Origin of the sequence: Cytobacillus sp., assembly GCF_032154635.1 — a bacterium.
Taxonomy (GTDB): domain Bacteria; phylum Bacillota; class Bacilli; order Bacillales; family Cytobacillaceae; genus Cytobacillus.
Genome location: NZ_JALDXW010000003.1, coordinates 83,227 through 100,047 on the forward strand (window position 1 = coordinate 83,227; position 16,821 = coordinate 100,047).

General features: G+C 36.2%; 19 protein-coding genes, 1 pseudogene and 1 riboswitch. Of the genes and pseudogenes, 16 read left to right on the forward strand and 4 right to left on the reverse strand.

Annotated features, from left to right (window positions below; translation table 11 throughout):
* Window positions 1-56 precede the first annotated feature (56 nt).
* The 11 genes and pseudogenes from RUH74_RS03795 to RUH74_RS03845 all read left to right on the forward strand — a co-directional run bounded on the left by RUH74_RS03795 (window position 57) and on the right by RUH74_RS03845 (window position 8,576).
* Window positions 57-1,139 carry a hypothetical protein gene (locus RUH74_RS03795; protein ID WP_313798927.1) on the forward strand — a complete coding sequence of 361 codons (1,083 nt, stop codon included), beginning with the start codon at window positions 57-59 and terminating at the stop codon, window positions 1,137-1,139.
* Window positions 1,140-1,222: 83 nt separating this feature from the next.
* Window positions 1,223-1,789, forward strand: coding sequence for a hypothetical protein (locus tag RUH74_RS03800; RefSeq protein WP_313798928.1), 567 nt, complete (start codon window positions 1,223-1,225; stop codon window positions 1,787-1,789).
* Between the two features lie 88 nt (window positions 1,790-1,877).
* Window positions 1,878-2,024 (forward strand): hypothetical protein, encoded by a 147-nt coding sequence (locus tag RUH74_RS03805; protein ID WP_313798929.1) that lies wholly within the window; start codon window positions 1,878-1,880, stop codon window positions 2,022-2,024.
* Window positions 2,025-2,307: 283 nt separating this feature from the next.
* Window positions 2,308-3,442: pseudogene (locus RUH74_RS03810) on the forward strand (MFS transporter).
* A gap of 548 nt (window positions 3,443-3,990) precedes the next feature.
* A complete protein-coding gene (locus RUH74_RS03815; protein ID WP_313798930.1) occupies window positions 3,991-4,194 on the forward strand; it encodes an FAD-dependent oxidoreductase in 204 nt (67 codons plus the stop codon).
* Between the two features lie 953 nt (window positions 4,195-5,147).
* Window positions 5,148-5,231, forward strand: a riboswitch (cyclic di-GMP riboswitch).
* 144 nt (window positions 5,232-5,375) lie between these two features.
* Window positions 5,376-5,603 carry a hypothetical protein gene (locus tag RUH74_RS03820; RefSeq protein ID WP_313799036.1) on the forward strand — a complete coding sequence of 76 codons (228 nt, stop codon included), beginning with the start codon at window positions 5,376-5,378 and terminating at the stop codon, window positions 5,601-5,603.
* A 37-nt stretch (window positions 5,604-5,640) separates the two neighbouring features.
* Window positions 5,641-5,853 carry a DUF2187 family protein gene (locus RUH74_RS03825; RefSeq protein ID WP_313798931.1) on the forward strand — a complete coding sequence of 71 codons (213 nt, stop codon included), beginning with the start codon at window positions 5,641-5,643 and terminating at the stop codon, window positions 5,851-5,853.
* 99 nt (window positions 5,854-5,952) lie between these two features.
* Entirely contained in the window at window positions 5,953-6,225 is a 273-nt protein-coding gene (locus RUH74_RS03830; RefSeq protein ID WP_313798932.1) for an HU family DNA-binding protein, read from the forward strand.
* A gap of 264 nt (window positions 6,226-6,489) precedes the next feature.
* Window positions 6,490-6,930 carry an SRPBCC family protein gene (locus tag RUH74_RS03835; protein WP_313798933.1) on the forward strand — a complete coding sequence of 147 codons (441 nt, stop codon included), beginning with the start codon at window positions 6,490-6,492 and terminating at the stop codon, window positions 6,928-6,930.
* A 361-nt stretch (window positions 6,931-7,291) separates the two neighbouring features.
* The gene (locus RUH74_RS03840; RefSeq protein ID WP_313798934.1) at window positions 7,292-7,855 is read left to right on the forward strand and encodes a DJ-1/PfpI family protein; all 564 of its coding nucleotides are present in this window, start codon (window positions 7,292-7,294) and stop codon (window positions 7,853-7,855) included.
* A 256-nt stretch (window positions 7,856-8,111) separates the two neighbouring features.
* Window positions 8,112-8,576 (forward strand): DinB family protein, encoded by a 465-nt coding sequence (locus RUH74_RS03845; protein ID WP_313798935.1) that lies wholly within the window; start codon window positions 8,112-8,114, stop codon window positions 8,574-8,576.
* Window positions 8,577-8,862: 286 nt separating this feature from the next.
* Here the strand turns inward: RUH74_RS03845 and RUH74_RS03850 are convergent, their stop codons facing one another.
* From RUH74_RS03850 to RUH74_RS03860, 3 genes are all read right to left on the reverse strand, one after another.
* Complete coding sequence (locus tag RUH74_RS03850) at window positions 8,863-10,323, reverse strand: M56 family metallopeptidase (protein WP_313798936.1); 1,461 nt, start codon at window positions 10,321-10,323, stop codon at window positions 8,863-8,865.
* Complete coding sequence (locus RUH74_RS03855) at window positions 10,320-10,682, reverse strand: BlaI/MecI/CopY family transcriptional regulator (RefSeq protein ID WP_313798937.1); 363 nt, start codon at window positions 10,680-10,682, stop codon at window positions 10,320-10,322. The genes RUH74_RS03850 and RUH74_RS03855 overlap by 4 nt, the downstream gene beginning before the upstream one ends.
* Window positions 10,683-10,912: 230 nt before the next feature.
* The gene (locus RUH74_RS03860; RefSeq protein ID WP_313798938.1) at window positions 10,913-11,056 is read right to left on the reverse strand and encodes a hypothetical protein; all 144 of its coding nucleotides are present in this window, start codon (window positions 11,054-11,056) and stop codon (window positions 10,913-10,915) included.
* Between the two features lie 201 nt (window positions 11,057-11,257).
* Here RUH74_RS03860 and pdxR point away from each other — a divergent pair, with 201 nt between their 5' ends.
* On the forward strand, window positions 11,258-12,706 hold the full coding sequence (pdxR, locus tag RUH74_RS03865; protein ID WP_313798939.1) for a MocR-like pyridoxine biosynthesis transcription factor PdxR: 1,449 nt from the start codon (window positions 11,258-11,260) through the stop codon (window positions 12,704-12,706).
* Between the two features lie 4 nt (window positions 12,707-12,710).
* Complete coding sequence (locus RUH74_RS03870; RefSeq protein WP_313798940.1) at window positions 12,711-13,622, forward strand: D-alanine--D-alanine ligase; 912 nt, start codon at window positions 12,711-12,713, stop codon at window positions 13,620-13,622.
* 127 nt (window positions 13,623-13,749) lie between these two features.
* On the opposite strand, the gene RUH74_RS03875 is transcribed toward RUH74_RS03870, so the two are convergent.
* Window positions 13,750-14,661 (reverse strand): DNA-3-methyladenine glycosylase family protein, encoded by a 912-nt coding sequence (locus RUH74_RS03875; RefSeq protein ID WP_313798941.1) that lies wholly within the window; start codon window positions 14,659-14,661, stop codon window positions 13,750-13,752.
* Window positions 14,662-14,837: 176 nt separating this feature from the next.
* Between RUH74_RS03875 and RUH74_RS03880 the strand changes: the two genes are divergently transcribed.
* From RUH74_RS03880 to adaB, 3 genes are all read left to right on the forward strand, one after another.
* Window positions 14,838-15,551 carry a 2OG-Fe(II) oxygenase gene (locus RUH74_RS03880; protein ID WP_313798942.1) on the forward strand — a complete coding sequence of 238 codons (714 nt, stop codon included), beginning with the start codon at window positions 14,838-14,840 and terminating at the stop codon, window positions 15,549-15,551.
* 82 nt (window positions 15,552-15,633) lie between these two features.
* Window positions 15,634-16,272, forward strand: a complete 639-nt coding sequence (locus RUH74_RS03885) for a bifunctional transcriptional activator/DNA repair enzyme AdaA (protein ID WP_313798943.1) — start codon at window positions 15,634-15,636, stop codon at window positions 16,270-16,272.
* Window positions 16,256-16,792: a methylated-DNA--[protein]-cysteine S-methyltransferase gene (gene adaB, locus RUH74_RS03890; RefSeq protein ID WP_313798944.1), complete on the forward strand. Its 537-nt coding sequence runs from the start codon at window positions 16,256-16,258 to the stop codon at window positions 16,790-16,792. Before RUH74_RS03885 ends, adaB begins: the two co-directional genes overlap by 17 nt.
* Window positions 16,793-16,821: the final 29 nt, after the last annotated feature.

Consider the following 16,821-nt stretch of genomic DNA (forward strand, 5'->3'; position numbering starts at 1 on the left):
AACACCTTTGTATTATATCCTTTTTATAAATACCAAATAGAAAGGATTGTATTCAAATGGGGATTAATACTCAAAAATTAGAAAACAAACGCGGAAAACACATGATTAGGTGGCATTCATGGATTGGATATGCAGCTTTACTTTGGTCAGTACTTTACGGAATGATCAATTTTTATTGGTTACAAGGGGGAGAAGGGTATCCCTATATACAGGAATCAGGAACGGGGATCTTTTCAGCGTTATTCACCTATCTGCCAGTTCAAGCAGGCAGCATCATTTTTTGTGTGCTCTGTATTTTCGGATTATTTATTAGCTCAGCTATGATTCGTCCATGGGGGAAAATGATACCTTACTCGTTGATCATCATTTTTTCTTGGACGTTTGCTGTTTTCTTGCTCCTTTTTATCCCTGATTTCAGATTGATTGCCGCCATTGCTTATGCTTTTTTGTTTAAGTTTGCACTTAGCTGGCAGATGTTGAATCAAATCATTTGCATCATTGGTGCATTATTGTGGATTTTTGCGGCTATTTCTTATCAGCGTAAAGTACGTAATGCTTGTAGGGATTGTGGAAGAAGAGAAAATAGTAAGCCGTCTGTTTTAATAAGGTGGGGAAATTGGATTACGATCATAGCTGCGCTTGCACCACTGCCATATGCTGTTACAAGAATTGCCTGGGCAATGGGAGTCCCACTAGGTGTAGATCCTCAATTCTTAGAAGAAAGTATAAAAGTGAATCCAGATGCTATTTTAACTGAATGGGTCTTTGGAGGGTTATGTGTAGGAGGCGGATTTTTAACAATTGGATTAATTCAAAAGTGGGGGGAGGTTTTTCCACGCTGGGTTCCTTTTATTGGGAGTAAGAGAGTACCGGTTCTGATGGCTGTTATTCCTGCATGTATAGTAGCGATTGCTTTGACAACTGCTGGCTTTATTTTTACCTTTGGCTTTTTCGCTATAAAACTTCAGGTTGTTCCAGCAGAGGGCATTGTATTAAGTGAAATGGGAGGGACCATTGGGCCGATGCTGTCCTGGATGCCTTGGGGATTAGCTCTAGGACTTGCGGCTATTTCCTACTATTATCGTCGTCGTGGAAAATGTGAATACTGCATGAGAGGTGATAGAGTAAGGTGGAACTAAATCTTAATTTTTGAAATTTCTCACTATTAGATAGTTTTTAAAACTAATAAGCTTCATTTTTTTATAAGAAGGGAGAATGTCTGTTGAGCTTAACATATGAGAAACAAATGAGGTCGGAAATAGCTGATAAAACGTATTTGACTAAAGGATGGGGCTATGTTGCAGCACTTGCACTGTTGCCGTATGCGATTTTAAAATCACTTTGGGCATGGGGGTCAACGGTAGGACTTACAACAAAACAAGCGGTACAAAATGTAGCAGGGTTTAGTGATACATTAAAGGAAGGACCTGCTTTTTTATATACATTATATACCATCGGAATAGACTTCACAGCTCTCTTGGCACTACTGGCATCTTTATTTGCTTTAGCACTTGTGACTTCATGGGGGGAGAAGCTGCCAAAATGTGTACTAATCATAGCAGGATGGTCAGTAGGGGGATTGACTGTTCTAATTAGTTTCTTAACAGCTCTTCAATTTTTAGGAGTGCTTCCAAGAGGATACGCTGAAGGGTTAGCCGTTTGGGTGTATGTGGTAACGTACGGTGGATTGTTCCTGTGGGGAGTAACTGTATTTATAGCAACTCTGTCGTTTCAGCACCGAATGAAAAACAAGCAGACTCAAATGTACAGAGATAATAAAGTTGTTTAATTTACAATAAAGTCTGAGGTGGTTGCATTTTTTATTAAGATGCACTAAAATAGATAAAATTAATCATTAAGAAAGGAGGCAAAAAGTAATGGAAACTGTTTTCAGAAGTATAGCAGAAGAAGTAAAGTCATTTTTACAATTAGGAGATTTACGGGCAAAGGGAGTAGTCTGTCCTTTTTTAAGTAAACTTCATATGGAAAACAGTTCCCGGAAACTTTTTGTCTTTTTATTTTAGGTTTATTGAAGACGAAATGAGTTTTTTAGTGCATTCGATTAAAACTAAAAAATTACTAGATGCCGGTTTACGCCGGCATCTTTTTTGTTCTAAAGGAGAGAAGCTTGAGATGAGTTTGTATATAAGACCTCTTATTGGATGAGAATCATGAAAAGTTAACTAGAAAGATGTCGTAAGAAAGGGTGAGACTCATGCTTAAAAAACTTAGGCAATGTAGAAACGTTTCAGTGTTCAAGACGCTTCTGAATTGAATGAAAAAAATTTAGAAGCGAGGAATCTCTATATGGAAAATCAAAGAATAGTTAACAAATCATTTCTTTTCATATTTATTAGCAACTTTTTAATCTTTATTGGGTTTGAAATGCTGCTTCCTATTTTACCGGCTTATGTCACCCATTCAAATAGGTTTAGTAACAACGTTATTCACAATAGGCGCAATATTAATTAGACCTTTTGTGGGATACTTTCTAATTGATAACAAACGGAAAGCTTTAGCGATCGGTGCAAGTGCATTGTTAATGATAATTACCTTTGTTTATCCTTTTCTTAACATTATTTGGATGTTGCTATTGTTACGATTTTTTCATGGTGCAGCATGGGGTGTATCAACAACAGCCAATAGTACAATAGCAGTCGACTCGATTCCTAAAGCACGATTGGGAGAAGGATTGGGGTATTTCTCTATTTCAACAACAGGCGGGGCGATAATTGCACAGAGTTTAGGTATCTTTATATATGGCTCTTATTCGTTTAACATGGTAATTTGGTCATCAGTTATACTCAGTCTATTAGCGTTCACTGCACTTCTATTCGTAAATTCGCCTGCCCCGATAAAGAAAGAGAAAGAACCATTTGTTTTTTTTGATATGATTTTTGAAAAAAGTGCATGGTTCCCAGCGTTATTGACGGTCATAACAACACTCGGTTTTGGTGCGATTATTACGTTCTTAGTTGTATTTGGAGAACAACAGAACTTGGATCATATTTTTCTGTTTTTCCTTGTCAATGCGGCAGTCTCAACTTTGTTACGTCCGTATACAGGGAAATGGTATGATAGAAAAGGACCCTGGTCTATCATCATTGTTTCTTCCATAATCGGGTTTTTATCTTTAGTTGTGTTGTCTTTTGCAACAAACGACTTTCATCTTGTTATCGCTGCGATTTTATTTGGGGCAGGTTATGGAACAGTGATGCCTTGTCTGCAAACACTGGCGGTTCAATATGTTAGTGAAGAAAAAAGTGGTGCAGCTAATGCAACCTTTCTTTCTAGCTTCGACGTTGGTGTTGGAGTTAGCGCATTCATATTAGGTTTGTTAGCTGAATGGATTAGTTTAGAGATGATTTTTCGGATTGTAAGTTTAAGCTTTCTTGTTGTTGCTGTTTTAGTCTATAAGGACTATTTAAATAAAAAGAAATAAATAGACTTAATAACAAATCCACTTCTGTTTTACTATGAGGTGGATTTGTTTTTTAAACTTAAATCAACCCAAATCTGCTACAAAAAAATTACGTATTGATGATTGTAGCCTTGTCGTTATAACTTACTAAAACAGTTGAAAGATAAATAAATGATTTCCTCATCAACTAAACTAGCAAATAGAAACTAATTAATACTCCATTAAAGGGAGCGATTGTTGAATAAACTTTAGATTTTAAACGACTTTATTATTATATTATTTAGTAATTGAAGTATCTTGCATCAAAAACTTAACAACTATATTTTTAACCCCGTCCTAATTTTAGAACAGGGTTATGCTTGTTTGGCCTTTTATATTAAATAACTTAATTATCATTCTACATCAAAAAGGGTATGATAAACAGTAATCAGTTTCCAGTGCTTACCGTGAATATCCTTTCAGTGTGAAGTGTCTGGAACACTTTTTAACGTCGGGGAACTTAATGGTAAGGGGTGAAGAAATGATCGAACTTTATCTCAAACCTGCTGTATTGAAAATCAGTAAGTAAAATGGAGGATAGTAAGGTGAAATATGACTTTATTATCGTAGGAGGCGGAATTGCTGGATTGTCAGCAGCCATTGCATTGCAAAAAGATGGTTACCATGTCAAGGTACTTGAGCGCAGTCCTGAATTAAAAGTGGCTGGCGCAGGTCTGGGGCTTGGCACCAATGCCTGGAAAGGGCTCACACGCTTAGGGATTACAAATTTCTAATATTGGTCAAGGAGCAGGTCAAGTAATTGAAGATGCCATCATACTAAGCAACGTTATAAAGAATAACAGAAATATTCAAGCTGCTTTTTGTGAATTTGAAAAATTACGCATGCCAAAAACAAAAAAGATTGTCAATCTCTCATGGCGAGCAGGAAAAGTTGCACAGATAGAAAACCGACTTCAAATTAGGATTCGTAATTCAGTTATGAGAATCCTGCCTTCCAAAATACAAGAAAATCAGTTAGAATCCGTTTTCCACACCGATTTTTAATACTTGAACTAGCATAATCTGCTAATACAAAATGATGGTATCTTCCGCTAAAGGCCGCTTTTCTGAAATAAGGAAAGCGTCTTTCTTCATGAATCGGGCCATTTAATTGTACAACACCTTAAAAAAAATTGGATATTTATGTTAATGTATAAATAAGGTAGGAAAATAGTAAAAAACAGGGCTGGGATAGAACTATTATTAGGTGAGGTGGGATTTTTGGCAAGGGAAAATCTAAGGGTATTCACTAAAATTTCGTTCTTTATTGCGATGACTACGGTTATTACTATTCCTATTTCTCTCTATTTATTATTAAATACTTCTGATGAGAGTATGGAATCTATCCTATAGCCTTTATATTACTTACACTTTGTGCTTCCTTGTTTGGCGTCCCTTTGAGCATCGTTTCAATGTTCAGTAAAGAAAACTTAGCTAAAAGAATTTTTTCTTTAGTTGTAAATCTAGCACCTATCAGTATTTTTGTTTATGGTTTTTTTATAGAATTTATAGATGAATTCCTCCAGGGTGCACCCTGAAATTTCTCATACATCTTTCTCTTAAAGGATAGTTGTATCCTTTTGCCTGTATTATAATGGTAAAAAACTACTATTTTCATTAAAGTATGTTGGAAAATGACGGATTTCATTGGAAATTATCATGCTAAAGTTTTATTATAAAAGTATCAGTTTGATAAAGGCAAACTTATTGAAAAATAAGGACGCAAAGCCACGAGTCTAAGGTGATTAGCTAGGATAATCGGGTTACCAAATGATTGGATACTGTTACCTATGATAGAATAGCCTTTATCATACAAGTCCACCAATCTTTTGGGTGGGTTTTTTTTTTGAGATAGTTTTGTCGAAGTTTGTACTTTCGAGTAAATAGAAAAAAGGAGGAGGGATGATCATTGACTGTGTTATTTGGTACAGTTGAATACTTTGAAAGGGAAATGTACAACTATCTGAATGAGAATCAATTAAAAGAAATAAATGGAGATTCTCTAGCTGTCATTATTTCAAAACTACAAAAAGAAATTTTATATGATTTTGTATGCGATGAAAGAATTCGGTTAGAATGTATAGAAAATCTAAAATATGCAATTAGTCTGATAACACAAGGGAAGGAAACTGTCGGAGTTTGATATTTTGAATATATAAACAGGAGCGTTATAACTAAAAATGCAAAAAGAAAAGAGTGAATTTTCCATTAAAACGAGGGCAAATACAGGAGATATTATTCTTTTTGAAAGAAAAAGTAACATCTATGAAGGTAGAGTGTTTATTGTTCGGACTAATAGTGTATTAGTAAAAATTTCAAGTAAGGATGCAAAAGCTTTAGGATACGAACAGCCAAATACAGTTGTTCGGCATGGGAAATATCGTTTAGTGTGAGTTTTAAAATGATCTTATAAGTATTAGCTTAAAATAGAAAAAATGAAGAAAATATGTTATGTTTTTATTTCTACATAAAAAAACTTGAGGTGTATAAGAATGAATAAAACTGAATTAGTAAAATTTGTATCAGCCCAAGCTGAACTGACACAGAAGGATGCTTCAAAGGCAGTTGATGCGTTATTGAATACGATTTCTAACACATTAGCTGATGGAGAGAAAATCCAATTAATTGGATTTGGAACATTTGAAGTACGCGAACGTTCAGCACGAAAAGGCCGTAATCCACAAACCGGTGAAGAAATAGATATTGCTGCTTCTAAAGTCCCTGCTTTTAAGCCAGGTAAGGAATTAAAAGAAGCGGTTAAATAATCTATCTTAACAGTGTAAATAACGTAATTGCCCGTTAATGATTTTATGACATGTAATAAAGAATTTTTTTATGCAACAACAGTTGTAGCTTTTAAAGAAAATTGAGCTGTTTATAAAAAGGATGAGCCGAAATTTCCTATCTCTATAAAGAAGGGATTTCGGTTTTTCTTGTGGGTAATTGATGTGAGTTTACGCTTTTTATGTCATAATAATTTTAAAGAAATGCAAATTCACCATTCATACATAGCGAAAGTGGGAATCATAATGGCAACGGGAACACATACAGTAGAAATTCCAGTAGAAGTACAAGCAGTTTGGGACTATGTAAGTGATCTTGAAAAATGGGCAACGTCAGTACCGGCCTATAAAGAACATGAAATCTTAAATGATAAGCAATCTATTTGGACATTTGAAGGTAATGTGAAAGGGATCAGAAAAACAATACAAGCACAGGTAGATATTACAGAATGGAATGAACCTTCAAATATTAAGTTTGAACTAAAAGGGTTATCAGATAATTTTACAGGAAGCGGTCACTTTACTGCAGAGGATGTTAGCGGTAAAACATTAATGACTTGTACGGTGAACGTCCATGCTGGTGGATTATCGGGTGCGGTGTTAACACCAATTATTAAATGGGCTGTTCCAAAGGTAGCCTCACGTTTAACAGAATCTATTGCACGTAAAATTGTAGTATTCTCATAGTTTTCAAAGATTAAAAGCCGATTCATTTTTGGAGAGTCTTCTTTAAAAGTAAAGCTGGAAATACGCTGAAGTGACCAAGGGTGAAAACTTTACTAGAAATTTTATTATTAGAGAAGAAAGGGGGATCCAAAAATGGATCGCCTCTTTTTCAATATTTTCGTGAATGTGCAGACAAAAACGACATTGCATGAATAACGATATTCGGCAAACCAGCTAGTAGATTGTTAATATAAATCTTTTAAATGAAAAATTACCTTCCGAAATTCCATATGGAATATTTTTGATGTTTTATAAAAATGCTGGTATTTAATAGTTTCTTGGAACAATGTTTTGAATTTAATGGGAAAAGGGGAAATACGGGATGAAAGTATTGTTTTTTGCATATCCAAGTTATGCAGACTTCGAAATTGCTCATGTGCTATTTTTTCTCAGAAAAAAAGGAAAAGCAATAGTTACGACAATGACGTTAGATGGGAATCCAGTAGAAAGTCTTGCTGGTTTAAAAACTTTGCCACAACGATCAATCTCTGATGTCAAAATGAGGGATTACGATCTTGTTTTAATTCCTGGTGGTGATGGTGTACATGAGGTAATGGACGAATTAAAAGTTCATTCTTTCCTACAGGAAGCAAAATCTTTAGGCATTCCCATTGCTTCTATTTGTGCATCAGCGACACTGTTAGGAAAAGCAGGGCTACTTCAGAATAAACGTTTTACGTGTGTTCCGGGTACATATAAAGCATTTAAAGAGGTCTTTAAAGATGCTCACTATACAGGAGCAGAAATAGAAGTCGAAGAAGGTTTCATAACAGCTAAAGGAACAGCCTTTGCTGAATTTACAGTTGCTGTTGGTCACGCGTTAGGATTATGGAAAGATACGCAAGAAGCTGATCATGCATTGAAATTTTGTAAAGGAAACATATAAAAATTAATGACAGATGTAGCATTCATATGGGTTCGTTGCAAAATATGTTAAGCACAGCTATTCTAGATTTCACTAAACCAGCTAATAGAAAATTAAAAGAAAGATTAGTGTATATCTGTTATACTGAAAATACTGAATATTCATCCCTTGTTGTATGTAAAGTACACAAAACGTGCCAAAGGCCTATGAAACAGTAGGGTGGTCAACTTTGTTGTAAGAAAAAAATGTTCAATTTTGTAAAAGTGGGGGAATGCTTATGTCATCTTATTTCTTTGAAAACGGGTTACATGGGGTAAATGCTCATGTTGACCCCTTGGAGGTATTTGAGGGTTTACGGTGGGAGAAGGCTGGGGGGAAACCTGCAAACTGTCCATATTCAGTATGGCAGATTCTTAACCATATGATTTTCTGGCAAGATTTCTACCTTGCCTTTCTAAAAGGGAAGGTGCCCAAACATCCAGAACGTGATGAAGACTCATGGCCAAATGAAACAGCTCCGTCAAATGAAACAGAGTGGAGTGACACACTTCTTCTATTCAGTAAGGGGTTAAAGGAAGCTGAAAACGAAGCAAAAAAAGATTTAAATGAATTGAAAGACCTAAGATTGGAAAGGACTCGTGGAGAAATTTTAGCCACTCTTATGGCACACAACAGTTATCATACCGGACAGATCGCACTGATTCGGCAATTAATTGGAGAATGGCCGCCACCCTCTTGGTGATACTTGGCAGCTAACCGGTAACTGTATATAAAGACTTGCCCGAAGATATTCTAATTTTTATAGAATGATTGATTTTTGATTGCAAATACATTTAGATGGATAGAAATTAAACAGCTTTAAAGAGCCTTACTACAATAAAATGTATCAAGGCTCTTATTTTTTCATATCAAAATTAAATAACTTTATTATCACTTTACATCTAAAGCAGTCTAAAAAATAATAACATTCACGCTATGTGTGATCCAATTAAGGTATCCCCCATTAGGCATATTTTCAATGATATACATTAAGGGGTGTTATTGATTTCACTGAAGTGCATATTGTCTAAACGATCAATTAGTTGCCGTAGGCTTGTTTCATCTTTAGCAAAATACCTGACATCCATTCCAAATAGTTTATCTGCCTGTTCTCTTGTGAACTTAAGGGTATTAACCATATCATCATTTTGCCCCAAGTTGTCAACAAAGGAATAGGTTATAATATCAACGTTATCAATGAGGCTTAATAGTAGAATGGAGTTACGAAGAAAAGTTTTGTTATTTATTTCCCTTTCCTCCATCCCATGAATAGAGTCGTTCATTATATAGTTGACAGTTACTCCATAAGGTTGAGCTTTTGTTTGAAGTGCCATCCCATTCCACTCAACACCTGTTGGCTTAGCCATTCCACCAATGAGGCCACCTACCTTACTAGCGCTACCAACATAAAGTGTTTTGTTCTCCATTAGCTGATTTATGTTATATCCTGAATATAATGACTGCGAGGATTCCAATGGCAATTGCTGCAAAGGCATTGGATTGGACGTACATCCTACAACTAAGGCTACAATAATGAGTATGTAGACTGCAATCATCCTCTTAGAAGGTTGACGGTAAGTAAGAATATTTTTAATTCTTGCCTTTACATTGCTCTCTCCAAAAGGAAGAGGACTACCGGTTAGTACCCCTTTTTTACGAACAGAAAGCGTAAGCAATGAGCTTGAATAGCTTCTTTTAATCTGATCCCCCATTTTGTTAACAACACTTTCATCGCAGGACATCTCCATATCTTTATTCATAAGTGCATAAGATAACCACATTAGTGGATTAAACCAATGAATGATAAGAAGCATAAATGCAAAAGGTTTTATCAGATAATCACGTCTTTTAATATGAATTTTCTCATGTAGTAAAATGTAAGACAGCTCATGATCACTCATGCCAATTGGGATGTATATTTTCGGATTTAGAAAACCACAAACAAAGGGTGTGTCAATCTGGTCAGTCTCATAGATATTATCCTTGAAAAGTGTTGCTGTTCGGACCTTAATTAATATTTTTAAGTAAGATAGAATACTAGAAAGCAAAAGAATGATTACACCTGTTATCCAAATTATACTTCCAATCCACACGATGATTTGCATGGGGTTTGCGCTCGCCATTGGGGCAGCCACTGGAAGGGATGAATTTATAAAATGGCTTATCTCTTTCATTCCGATATCCACAACTGGATTTTTCTGCATCCCAATTTCTTGGGGGATAAATCCCATGAAACCTGTGCCAGTGTTATTCGGAAACTTTACAAGACTTAACATACTAAAGTTTGAGGTAAAACTAACAGGGGTGATCAGTCGGATGGCTACGGCTGCCCATAGAATATAGGAGAATATTTTAGGAGCGCGTCTTAAAAGAAGCCTCACGATGATAACCGCAAGTGCAACAAAGCTTGCAGTAATGCTCATATTAAGGATGACAAGAAACAGGTTCATGATTTAGTTGCCTCCTCAATAATCCGTTTCAACTCTTCGGCTTCCTCATTAGAAATCCCCTTTCCACCTAGAAATGCAGTTAAAAATTGCGGTAAGGATCCATTGAAGGATTTTTCAACAACCAACTGACTTTCGTATTTCTGTGCATCCTCTTTTTTAACAATGGATGTGACCGTTGCATTCTCGTTTCTAAGGATTCCCCGTTTACATAACTTTCTTAGAACAGTATAAGTTGTGGATTTTTTCCAGCCAAGCTCCGCTAGGCTTAGCTTTACAAGATCAGTAGAATTAATAGGTTCGTTATCCCAAATCAGGCATGTAAATTTGTATTCGGCATCGAACAATTTATACGGCTCCATTCTGAACGTCCTCCTCGTATGGTTTATTGAGGTAAACCTAAACCTCTTGCTTGTTAGTTTATTGTAATAAACCCATCTTGTCAATAATCGGTTGGTTGTTTTTGAATATTGTCACAGGGAAAATCAACATCGTATGTTCAGTACACCTGTAAATGTAGTTTTATAAAAAAGATTGATCACTTAATTCGACCATACTCTTCAACAGCAAACTCGGCTGGTTTTTGCATGTCTTAAGCAGAAGTCACATTGGCTGCTATACAAACAGCTTCTCCGTCTTCCTGATTTATTCCGTTCACGATGAAATCGAGTCGTTCCTCTCCTCTCGCTGCCAATTCCACTGGATCCTCTGTAATAATGATTACCTTAGATTTCAAGTTTTCCTATTGTTGCTTTAAAATAAAGTTTGATCAAATGGATATGAATAAACATGGTAAATCAACGATGAAACTTCGGGTCATTTAGCTGGAATAAGACCAATGGTATACACCCTACCACAAGACCGTAAAAATACATATGGGGTGGACCTTTTGAAATGGGTGCAGGAATGTAAAAATGTTAGCAAGGGGATGAAAGTAGTGTTTAACGATTTTAAGATTACAGAAGGCCGTCCTGTATATATTCAACTTAAGGAATATTTAAAAAGAATGATAACCAACGGGCATTTGCTTGAACACCAAAAGCTTCCATCCACTCGTGAACTCAGTTCTTTATTATCAATTAGCCGAAGCACGGTTCTAACAGCTTATGCGGATTTGGAACAAGAAGGCCTTATCTATGCGGTAAAAGGAAAAGGAAACTTTGTAAGTCATGTTGAGACCTTCAAATCCCCATCTATCCAGTTAAATTGGACTGAAAAAGTCAATGAGCAAACCTTTTTGGCAGATGAATTGGACCTTATGAAGCATGGCGTGCGCTGGAATAAGGAAATGATTTCATTTACTAGCATTGCACCCGATGAAAAGCTTTTTGATGTAGAAAATTTTAAACGGGCTTTTTTAAATCGGATGTCCATTGAAGGAGACATCGTTCTTAACTATGGATATGCGAAGGGTTATAAACCACTTATCGAATACTTGCTTCACTACATGGAAATTAAAGGAGTAGACACTAGAAATAAAGATGTTTTAATTACCAATGGATTTACAGAAGGTCTGGATATCATTTTATCGTCTTTAAATAAAAAAAGCGGCCGTGTTATTTGTGAAAATCCAACCAATGATTCTGCTCTTAAGCTGTTTCGGTTACATGGCTTCGAAATTGATGGAATTGAAATGGATAATGACGGCATCAATGTTAGTCAGCTAGAAACATTCTTATCAAAAAAAGAATATGATTTTGCCTACTTCATTCCGTCCTATCATAATCCGACTGGAATCGTAACATCCTCTAAAAAAAGGAAAGAAATCATGGATCTGTTTTCCGCCTATCAGCTTCCTATCATTGAAAATGGATTTAATGAAGAATTACGTTACTCAGGGTCACATCTTGCATCGCTGGCATCCTTCTCCGGACAAGGCAATAATGTGATTTATATTAGCAGCTTCTCGAAAATTCTTTTTCCTGGCTTACGGGTTGGGTGGATAGTAGCAGATAAAGAGTTGATTTATTACTTAGAAAGCATAAAAAGAGCTCGAACGATTCATACGTCTACATTAGATCAAGCTGTGTTATATCAATATTTGAATGATGGATACTTTGAGAAGTATATAAAGAAGGCGAAATCAGTCTATAAGAAAAAGTATGAATTAACGGTTCATTACTGTAAGCAGTTTATTCCTTTTAAACGGATAACTGGTGACGGTGGACTCCACCTTTTTATAGAACTAGAAAACCACATTGATTCACGAAATCTATTAGAAAAATGTTATCAAAGGGGCGTTGTTTTTTTACCAGGTAATGTTTTTCACACTGACAGTAGTGGAAATCATACGTTACGATTAGGATTTTCTAGGCTGAAAGAAAGAGAAATTATTCAGGGGATTAAAATCATAGGGGACACGTTAAAAAATGATTATGGAGGCTAGAAAAATGAGAGTTGGCGTAATTATGGGAGGGGTTTCTTCCGAGAAGCAAGTTTCGATCATGACAGGTGAAGAAATGATGGAACATTTAGATAAAAATAAATATGAAATTGTACCGATCCACCTAGTAAACAAAGAAGGTTTAGTGGAAAAGGTGAAAGATCTTGACGTTGCGCTACTGGCACTGCATGGCAAATTCGGTGAGGACGGCACGATTCAAGGTGCCCTTGAAACGATGGGAGTTCCTTATACAGGGAGCAACGTCCTTTCCAGCAGTTTATGCATGGATAAGAATATCTCCAAAAAAATCATCCGTTTTGAAGGCGTTCAAACGCCGGATTGGATTCATCTTACGGACATGGAAGAACTTAAAATGGATGAACTAGATCATATGGGTTACCCATTAGTTGTGAAACCTAATTCAGGCGGTTCGAGTGTAGGAGTGAAAATTGTTTATGACAAAGAAACGCTAATGCCTGCGATTGCGGACGTATTCAAATGGGATTCTGAAGTGATCATCGAAAAGCTTATTACGGGAGAGGAAATCACTTGTTCCATATTAGATGGCAAGCTTCTACCGGTGATTTCCATTCGTCATAAGGGTGAATTTTTTGATTATACCTCCAAATATAATGATGTGGCTACCATTGAAGAGGTAGTTCAGCTCCCGCCCGAAACACAGGCCCGTGTCTCTTCCGCTGCAATGACTTGCTATAAATCTTTGAAATGTAGTGTTTACGCCCGAGTCGACATGATGATTAAAGATGGTATTCCTTATGTGATGGAAGTGAATACATTACCTGGAATGACGAAAAATAGTTTGCTGCCAAAAAGTGCACAGGGAGCGGGTATTCCTTATCATAAGCTACTTGACTTGATTATCGAACATTCACTTAAAGTGAGTAGAAATGAAGTATAGACATAGGCATATTTAAAATCTTCCCTCAATCTGATTAATGTCTGTTACATGTAACATACCTATCTAAAAAATCTAAAGGAATGTCTCCATTTTGGAGACATTCCATTTTCAACAATCGCGCCCTTATTCAGTAAAGGACTCTCCATAAATAAAAGGTAGCGTATGATTCCCAGTTTTTCCATGGCAACGAGATTTCTAAGATTTCATCTTTCGTAGGCTTGCGGTTCATATTACGTACTATTTTTATCGAATGAATAAGACCCGCATCATCAATTGGAAAAGCTGTTTGGAACCTGAGGCAGCGCATCAGGACATAATTGGCAGTCCAGGGACCGATGCCTCGTATTTTCATTAAGCTTTTTTCAGCATCTTTAAAGTTCATTTTCATTAATTTTTCCTTCGATAATTCTCCACTTGCCATTGATCTGGCAATTCCAATGATATATTCCCTTTTTTTTACCGTCATTTTAATATCTGCAAGGTCGGCAGGTGTTAACTGTGCAATTCGTTCATACGGTGGGAACACCCAATACTTTTTGCCATTCCATTCGATAGAATCGCCAAAGCCTTCTACCAATTGCTTCTTTAAGGCGTACGCGAAGGCTAAGTTAATTTGCTGTCCTAAAACTCCCCAACATAAAGCTTCAAATAAATCGGGAATGCCGACCACTCGTAATCCATAGAACTTGCAGGCAGGCATTTTAAGTAAAGGGTCTGCTTTTGCCATTTCATAAAATGGTGTTAAATCGTTATTAAGATCGAACCATTCTTGAATATTGTTTACAATCTCTTCCCGCATCCACTTTTCAGCAGGTCTAGAACCGTTTAGGAATTGAACGACCATTTGATTGTGATTGTTTACGCTTATCTGTACTAAGGATCGAATTTCCCCAATAGCTATAACTTTTGTAATGATATTGTTCGCTATTTCATACATGCATTCATTTTGTTCCCTTGTTAGATAGTCAAGATTTGCATTCATGTCGAAATGCTCAGGTAATGTAATGACAATAACATCATTGACTTCATGCCATATCACTTTTCATTCTCCTCATCTTATTACGATTTTCTATTCTATTTACTAAATTTAACTTTATCACATAATAATTTTTTCTAATTTTGTTATCTTGCTATTACATTCTAAACATCTTATTTTTTTCTATTTATGAGGTTATAGTGTTAGTTATCAAGAATGCTAAATAGGAGTGGATAAAATTGGTCCTAGATATAAAAACACGTGTCGAAAACTTACATTGTGATTCTATTCAAAATGAATTAGATGAGCAAGGGTTTGCAAAGCTTCCTGCGATTTTAACAAAAGAGGAATGTGAATTCTTCATAGAATTGTATAGGGAGGAAGAGTCATACCGAACGACAATCAATATGACTAGATATCGCTTTGGGAATGGGGAGTACAAATATTTTTCCTATCCATTGCCTGGAATCATCCAAAGTTTAAGAGAGTCCTTTTATTTAGAATTGGCCAAAACAGCCAATCGATGGTTAGGCTATTTAAAGAAAACAGAACAGTTTCCAGCTCATCTTCAAGATTTTTTGAACACTTGTGAAGAATATGAACAAATTAGACCGACACCTTTACTATTAAAGTATGAAATAGGCGGGTTTAATTGTTTGCATCAAGATTTATATGGCGACATATTTTTCCCGTTTCAAGTAGTATTTGTATTAAATCAACGAGAAAAAGACTTTTGCGGTGGAGAATCTCTATTAGTTGAACAAATTCCTCGTGCTCAGAGCAGGGGACATGTCATTACTTTAGAACAAGGCAGTGCACTGATCTTTCCTACCAACTATAGACCTGTTCTAGGTAAAAAAGGATATTACAAAAATACAGTTCGTCACGGAGTAAGCACGGTTACTTCTGGAGAACGATACGGTCTTGGAATCATTTTTCATGACTCTAAATAAAAAATTAAACTTCAATATCTAGCTATTCCACTCTTAGAAATGAGATCTTATAAGGAGTAAATTGTAAGGAGAGGTGAAATACATGTCGGATATCAATAATAACGAACATAAAGAGAGCCCTGTTCATAGAATTTTGAATGATTTTGAAATGATGACAGATGAAAAGTGGCAAGCAATTATAAATAATGATACAGCATACAATAATCAATTTTTCTACGCTGTAAAGTCGACAGGGATCTTCTGTAAACCATCCTGTAAATCTCGCGTGCCGAAAAAAGAAAATGTATGTATTTTTCCAAACGCAGAACAAGCTCTCCGCGCAAATTTTCGCCCTTGTAAACGTTGCAAGCCCACGAATGAAAATCTGCCTGATAGCGAGTGGGTTGATTTAATTACTGAATACATTGATAAAAATTTTACAGAAAAATTAACGCTTGAATCGTTAGCAACTATTTGTCACGGGAGTCCGTATCATATGCATCGAACATTTAAAAAGATTAAAGGCATTACACCGGTTGAGTATATACAACAAGTTAGAGTACATGCGGCTAAAAAGTATTTGATTCAGACAAATAAAGCGATTGGAGATATCGCCATAAGTGTAGGTATGGCTAACGCGCCTTATTTTATTACTTTATTTAAAAAGAAAACGGGACAGACACCAGCACAATTTCGTCAAATGAGTAAAATGGAGGAAACGTACAATGAAAATAACGAATAAACCAACCCTTTATTGGTCTCTGCTAAAGTTTAAGGATTGGAATTTTTATATTGCTTCATCTTCAAAGGGGCTTGTGTTTGTAGGTTCGCAGAACTACCCATTCGAGGAATTGTTTGAATGGGCTAAGAAACGCTTTCCAGGAAGTCCTCTTGTTGAAGATGATGAAAAGCTTGAACCCTATGCCGTTGAAATCACTCAGTATCTAGAAGGAAAACGGAAAACCTTTACTATTCCATTTGAGTACGCAGGTACACAATTTCAGCTTGCAGTCTGGAATGCACTTTGTGAAATTCCTTATGGACAGACGAAATCCTATTCTGACATTGCAAACGATATAAATAAACCAGCAGCTGTTCGTGCTGTAGGTACCGCTATTGGGGCGAATCCGGTATTAATTACTGTACCGTGCCATCGGGTAATAGGAAAGAGTGGCTCAATAACTGGCTATCGGGGAGGAATAGAAATGAAGACACGGCTCCTGGAACTTGAGAAGCGAGCTTCATCTAGCAATGAGGAATGATTGCCGTACAGTGAATGGAGGTTTCCGTC

Coding starts and splice junctions, on each gene's coding strand:
- RUH74_RS03805 (WP_313798929.1), top strand. CDS start 1,878: ATGGAAACTGTTTTCAGAAGTATAGCAGAAGAAGTAAAGTCATTTTTA.
- RUH74_RS03835 (WP_313798933.1), top strand. CDS start 6,490: ATGGCAACGGGAACACATACAGTAGAAATTCCAGTAGAAGTACAAGCA.
- RUH74_RS03850 (WP_313798936.1), bottom strand. CDS start 10,323: ATGAACCTGTTTCTTGTCATCCTTAATATGAGCATTACTGCAAGCTTT.
- RUH74_RS03885 (WP_313798943.1), top strand. CDS start 15,634: ATGTCGGATATCAATAATAACGAACATAAAGAGAGCCCTGTTCATAGA.
- RUH74_RS03870 (WP_313798940.1), top strand. CDS start 12,711: ATGAGAGTTGGCGTAATTATGGGAGGGGTTTCTTCCGAGAAGCAAGTT.
- RUH74_RS03830 (WP_313798932.1), top strand. CDS start 5,953: ATGAATAAAACTGAATTAGTAAAATTTGTATCAGCCCAAGCTGAACTG.
- RUH74_RS03815 (WP_313798930.1), top strand. CDS start 3,991: ATGGAGGATAGTAAGGTGAAATATGACTTTATTATCGTAGGAGGCGGA.
- RUH74_RS03840 (WP_313798934.1), top strand. CDS start 7,292: ATGAAAGTATTGTTTTTTGCATATCCAAGTTATGCAGACTTCGAAATT.
- adaB (WP_313798944.1), top strand. CDS start 16,256: ATGAAAATAACGAATAAACCAACCCTTTATTGGTCTCTGCTAAAGTTT.
- RUH74_RS03845 (WP_313798935.1), top strand. CDS start 8,112: ATGTCATCTTATTTCTTTGAAAACGGGTTACATGGGGTAAATGCTCAT.
- RUH74_RS03855 (WP_313798937.1), bottom strand. CDS start 10,682: ATGGAGCCGTATAAATTGTTCGATGCCGAATACAAATTTACATGCCTG.
- RUH74_RS03825 (WP_313798931.1), top strand. CDS start 5,641: ATGCAAAAAGAAAAGAGTGAATTTTCCATTAAAACGAGGGCAAATACA.
- RUH74_RS03795 (WP_313798927.1), top strand. CDS start 57: ATGGGGATTAATACTCAAAAATTAGAAAACAAACGCGGAAAACACATG.